Origin of the sequence: Haladaptatus sp. (assembly GCF_049589095.1) — an archaeon.
Lineage (GTDB): Archaea > Halobacteriota > Halobacteria > Halobacteriales > Haladaptataceae > Haladaptatus.
Map to the genome: position 1 here is coordinate 1 of NZ_JBAWAC010000572.1, position 5844 is coordinate 5844.

Here is a 5844-nt window from a genome sequence, read left to right on the forward strand (position 1 = left end):
GTTCGATCTCATCGTCAACCGCCGCCGCGACCGTTCGGGAGATCTCCGTCAGCGGGACCGTTGTCCGCTCCTCCCGAAAGAGCGTGTAGATGATGAGACGTGGTTCTTCGTCTGCGAGGACCGAGAGAAGTCGGGTGACGGAGTCCGTGGTATCGATGACGAGCGAGGAGGTTCGGTAGGGCTCGTCGTCCTCGGCGGGTGGCGGTTCCGATGACAGGGGTGACGACTCGGAGGGATCCATTCACACGGATTACTATCAGTATCGGCATTCTTTCTCTGGTTTCGTTTTCACCCTCTTTTAGAGGGGGCGGCTCTCAACACACAACCCTCGGTGCGACGGATGCCGGAAGGAAGCCACCGCCGAAATGATTGTAAATATGAATAATGATTATACGTGCAGTCTACGACATACGTCGTGATGACTGGTCACAATCTGCATGATTATGACAGCGAGCGGGAGACGTTCGAGTGGGACGACATCTATGCGGACGCCGACTGGAACGCGCCCGAACGGTTGAACATCGCGCACGAGGTTTGTGACCGCCACGCGAACGACCGGGGGAAAGTCGCACTGTACTATGCGGGCAAGAACGGCGAGCGCGAGACGCTCACGTTCTGGCAACTCGCGGAGCGATCGAACCGTTTCGCAAACGTCCTCTCGGAGCACATCGATTCGGGCGACCGCGTGTTCTCCTACCTGCCGCGGATTCCCGAGCACTACGTCGCGCTCATCGGGACGCTCAAGGCGGGCGGCGTCTGGGGCGGCATCAACGAACGGTTCGGTCCGGACGGCATCGCCTATCGACTGGACGACTGCGATGCGAAGGTGGTCATCACCACGCCGGAAAACAGGGAGACGATGGACAAGGCGCTCGAAGACGCCCCATCGGTCGAACACGTCATCGTCATCGGGGAGCAGCGAACCGGGACACAACGGGACGACATCGACTACCACTCCGAGATGGCGAACGCGAGCAAGGAGTTCGAGATGGCCGAGACGGGTGGCGAGGATAACGCGCTGCTCTACTACACGAGCGGCACGACGGGACTGGCGAAGGGTGTCCTCCACAAACACCGCTGGGTCGCGGGCGTCGCCGCGACCCAGAAGTTCGCCGTCGATTTGCAACCAGGAGACTGCTACTGGTCCACGGGCGATTTGGGGTGGTTGACCGGGCCCATTAACACGCTCGGCGCGTGGTTCTGGGGGGCGACTCAGTTCACCTACGAGGGCGAGTTCGACCCCGAAACGTGGGCGGACCTGCTGGACGAGTTCCCCATCTCGGTGCTGTTCAGCGTCCCGACGGCCTACCGCATGCTCCGCGAGAACGAATCCGTGCTGGAGGGCGTGGACCTCGACCTCCGTCACGCGCTCTCCATCGGCGAACCGCTGTCGGCGGGCGTGGTCGCGTGGGGCGAGGACACGCTCGGCGTCACCATCCACGACACCTACGGCCAGACCGAGACGGGCAACATGATCATCAACAACTACCCGACGATGGAGGTGCGGCCGGGAAGCATGGGTAAGCCGCTGCCGGGCATCGAGGCCGCCGTCGTGGACCCGGAGACCGGCGAACCGCTGGAACCGGGCGAGACGGGCGAGATCGCCGAACGCGGGAACTATCCGTGTTTCTTCGCGGAGTACTGGAACAAGCCCGATAAAACTGCGGACTGCTTCGTCAATGACTGGTACCTTTCGGGCGACTTGGGCCATCTGGACGAGGACGGCTACTTCTGGTTCGAGGGGCGTGCCGACGACGTCATCCTGAGCGCGGGCTACCGCATTGGTCCCTTCGAGGTCGAGAGTTCGCTCGGCGAACACCCCGCCGTCGCGGAGGCCGCCGTGGTTCCCAAGCCCCACCGCGAACGCGGCAACATCGTCAAGGCCTACGTCGTCCCGAGCGCGAGCGCGGACCCGTCGGACGAACTCGTCGAGGACATTCAGAACCACGTCAAACAGGAACTGTCCGCTCACGAGTATCCCAGAGAAGTCGAGTTCGTGGACGAACTGCCGAAAACGGTGACCGGAAAGATCCGCCGGACGGAACTGCGCGACCAAACCGAGGATTAGTTCTTCGGGACGAATCGGGCGACGACCAACACGTTGTCGTCGTCCCAACCGCCGATATACACTGCACCGTCGGCGACGGCCAGGCCGCCCTGGAACTTCATGCCGGATCCCTCGTCTCGCCACACGCGTTCGCCCGTCTGGGGACTCAACACACCGAGCGCGTCCCCGTCGCTGAAAAACTCTACTGGAAGATAGATCCTGTCGGACCTTGCGGCGATGACGTCCGTGTATCCCAATTTGTCCTCGTCCGAGGACCAACACGCAGTCCCCTCTTCCGCTGTAAACGCGTGCAGTGTTGAGGTGTCGCCCCGTCCTCCACCCGCGTACACGTGGCCACCGTCCACAGCGATGATTTCGACGTTTCCGACCCGACGTTTCCAGCGTTTTTTCCCCGTCTTCGCGTCGAGGGCGTGCACGTGCCCGTCTTCCGACCCGGCGTAGACGGTACCGGCGGCAACCGCGATGTCACAGGAAACGCGACCATCTGTTTTGTAGCGCCACTTCCGTTGGCCGGTCTTCGCGTTCAGCGCGTAAACGTAGGTGTCGTCGCTCCCGACGTACACGACACCGTCGGAGATTGCCGGTGTGCTCTCGGTTTGGAGGCCGGTCGTGAACCGCCACCGTCGTTCCCCCGTCTTCGTGTCGAATACGGAGAGAAACAGGCGTCCGAAGATGAACACAGTGTCCTCTGTCGCCTGTATCCTTCCCGAGATACTGCTGGATTCGGCGGTCAGTTCGGTCGTCCACACGCCATCGCCGGTTTCCGTGTCGAGCGCGCGAAGCGACTCGTCGCTCACGATGAACAGCCGATTTCCGGCGACCGCCACCCGCGAATTCACCGGAACGGTCACTCGCCAGCGATGCTCCCCCGTCTCCGCGTCCACGGCGTGCACCTCGTCGTCGTAGTTGGTCGCATAGACGGTTCCGTTCGCGACGACGGGGTCCGGGGCAGCTGCGTGCCCGCCCGTCGTAAACGTCCAATCGAGCTTCAAGGGTGGCCTCGGACTGTCTGCGGACGGCACCGATCGCGTGTTCTTCGAGCCACCCGACGCACTCGGCCATCCCGACGTTCCGGGGGTCGCGTCCGAATCGATGGCGCACTCCGCTGGTGGTTTCGGAGTCTTCTGCTTCGAGTGGCCCATCAGACCGGAGCAGCCGGCACCGAGGGCGATTCCGCCCGTAACGAGGAACGCGCGGCGGTTCATGCGTCCCCCTCCGCGAACCGGATGATGCTCCCGTACTCCGTCGCCACGAACACCGCGTCTCCCGCGATTGCGGGGCCTTCGAGCGTCGCGTTTTCGTTGGTATCGGAGAGGAAGAATTGACTGTCGTCCTGATTCCCGAGGTCGCCCCACAACTTTTCGCCAGACGACGAGTCGAGTGCGCCAGCACCGATGTACACCGTTTCGTCGGTGACGACTGGCGCGCTCTCCATCGGGACACGATGTTCCATCGTGTCCATCGAGGCCCGATTCACGAACCGCCACTGTTCGGTACCATCCTCGGCGGAGATTGAGTAGACGTTTTTCGCGCCGATGTAGACGCTTCCATCGTGGACCGCAGGCGCACTTACCGGTCGGCGGTAGCCGAACGCGAACTGCCACCGTTTCGTTCCATCTGACGGATCGACTGCGTGGAGCGAGGTATCGGAGACGAAGACGGTTCCGTCCGCGACGACCGGCGCGCGCGGCGGTTCGTAACTAAACCTGTCCTGTGAGAATTCGTACCGCCAGCGTTCTCCCCCGTCGTCGCGGGAGAGCGCGAGAAGGTTGCTGCTGGTCGTACGGCCGTTCTGTCCGATCCCGGTCGAGACGTACACCGTGTCGTCCGTAACGGCCGGTTTCGACCGAATCCGCCACGTTTTCTCGGAAAAGAACGACCCGAGCGTTCGTTGTCCGTACCGCCATTCGAGCTTCCCGTCCGTCCGCCGAAACGCGTGAACCGACCCGTGTCGGTCGCCGACGTAGACGTGGTCGCCAGCGACGGCCGGTGTTCCAACCGGTGCGCTCGTCGTGGTTCGCCACCGAACCGAACCGGACGCGGCGTCGAACGCCGTCAGTGCGCGGTCGGTCGACCCCGCAAATACGAGTCCGTCGGCGACCGCTGGCGTTCCGGTTCCTCCCTTCGGAAGCGTTGCCGACCACTTCGTTTTTCCAGTCGTTGCGTCGAGGGCGTACAGTTTGCCGTCGGCATCGATGGTGAATCCGCTGGGAAGTCCAGTCGCGACGAATACCGTTCCGTTCGAAACGACGGGACTAGAGGTCGTCCCATGGAGTATGTTCTTCTTCTCGTCCTCCGATTCGACGCGTTCCCACAGTTTCCACACGTGCATCGGTGGGTTCGTTCGCGGTGCGCTCTTCGAGCGGGTGTAACCCGTGTTCGTCGGCGTCCCGTGGGCGACCGGCCACTCGTCCGATGGCCAATCGAGTGCCGCGGTCGCGGGTGTCGAACTGGAGGAAGCACACCCGGAAATGGCGGTCACTCCACCGGCACCGAGACCGGCGAGGAACTGCCGCCGAGTCGGACGCTGGAAGGGCATGTCAGTTGCGCCGATTACTACGGCCCCTATATGAGCTTTCTGTGCGCCACCTCCTCCCTCTGATAAATTGATCGCCGCCAGTAGCTTGATACTCCTGTCAACCGATGACCCTTTTCATCCGACCCATGTCACAGAACAGACGCCCGATTTACATCGGCACGGAACCGGATGACGCGACGTGTGAACGCCACGGACAGATGGAGCGACAAGCGCCGGTCGTCACCTTCGACGGCCACATTCACGCCCTCACGAAACCCGTCTCCGTCTGTAACTGTCCGGAGTGCTGTCTCGAAATCGCCCGCGAGAGCGGCGGTCCCAGCCAAACCGAACAGGACGCCTTCGAGTCGTGTTGGCGTCAGTTGGTGGACGCAGAGTGGCGAAACGGTCTCCAACGGCTGTTCATCGACCTCGGACGCGGCGCGGTCGAGGACGACACCATCCACATCCACGAGAAACTGGACGCCGAGGAGATTCCGAACTACCTGCGCGATTCCGAGGAGTGGACCGTCCAGACGATGGGAAATTCGAGCGCGGAGTGAACGTCGCGGCGAAATCACCGATTCCACCCGATACACTGAAGCAGAGAGCGATTGTCCGGATTCTGTGGTTCGTTTTCGTGGTACGGAGAAAGCGACCACTCGGAGATTCGCCATGACACTGCTGTCCCTCGACTCGTCCCGACCTGTTCCGTTGCTTCCCATCCCAGGAGCCAGGGTCCTGCAATCGACGTTTCTACTGGTGGTTCTCGTCTTCGCCGTGTGGTTTCTCTGGCGGATCGCCCCCAGATTAAAGCGTCGAACCGACCCACGCGTGGTGGACGTCTTTCTCCTCGTCGTGAGTGGCATCGTCGCGCTCCTCATCGGCCAGTATGCGTTGTCGCTCTGGCCGAGCGCACGACCGAACGCGCCGAACGTGGACCTACGGTCCACCGGTATCCGCGTCCTCATCACGGTCGGCGTCGTCGCGGCGGCCTACATCGGATCGGGCATGCTCGTCCGGGCCGTGGATCGATTTACCACGGAGACCGGCCAACTCACGGGACATCAGGGTGAAGTCTTCTCCCGCCTCACCGAGGTCGGCGTGTACCTCCTCGCCGCGCTGTTGTTGCTGAGCGTCTGGCGGGTGGACGTCCGTGCGTTCCTCATCGGTGCGGGGTTCCTCGGCATCATCATCGGCCTCGCCGCGAACGAAACGCTGAGTGCCCTCATCGCCGGGTTCACGCTCATGTTCTCACGGC

The 5844-nt window shown here is 62.6% G+C and carries 4 protein-coding genes and 2 pseudogenes; 3 read left to right on the forward strand and 3 right to left on the reverse strand.

Annotation, left to right across the window (positions count from 1 at the left end):
* Positions 1–241 (reverse strand): annotated as a pseudogene (locus tag WBV42_RS17885) (hypothetical protein); the annotation flags it as partial.
* A gap of 177 nt (positions 242–418) precedes the next feature.
* Between WBV42_RS17885 and WBV42_RS17890 the strand changes: the two are divergent.
* A complete protein-coding gene (locus WBV42_RS17890; RefSeq protein WP_423987228.1) occupies positions 419–2068 on the forward strand; it encodes an acyl-CoA synthetase in 1650 nt (549 codons plus the stop codon).
* Here WBV42_RS17890 and WBV42_RS17895 read toward each other — a convergent pair.
* On the reverse strand, positions 2065–3273 hold the full coding sequence (locus tag WBV42_RS17895; protein ID WP_423987229.1) for a PQQ-binding-like beta-propeller repeat protein: 1209 nt from the start codon (positions 3271–3273) through the stop codon (positions 2065–2067). The genes WBV42_RS17890 and WBV42_RS17895 overlap by 4 nt on opposite strands.
* Positions 3270–4607 (reverse strand): PQQ-binding-like beta-propeller repeat protein, encoded by a 1338-nt coding sequence (locus tag WBV42_RS17900; RefSeq protein WP_423987230.1) that lies wholly within the window; start codon positions 4605–4607, stop codon positions 3270–3272. The genes WBV42_RS17895 and WBV42_RS17900 overlap by 4 nt, the downstream gene beginning before the upstream one ends.
* 125 nt (positions 4608–4732) lie before the next feature.
* Between WBV42_RS17900 and WBV42_RS17905 the strand changes: the two genes are divergently transcribed.
* Positions 4733–5146: a hypothetical protein gene (locus WBV42_RS17905; RefSeq protein ID WP_423987231.1), complete on the forward strand. Its 414-nt coding sequence runs from the start codon at positions 4733–4735 to the stop codon at positions 5144–5146.
* 112 nt (positions 5147–5258) lie between these two features.
* A pseudogene (locus tag WBV42_RS17910) lies at positions 5259–5844 on the forward strand (mechanosensitive ion channel family protein); the annotation flags it as partial.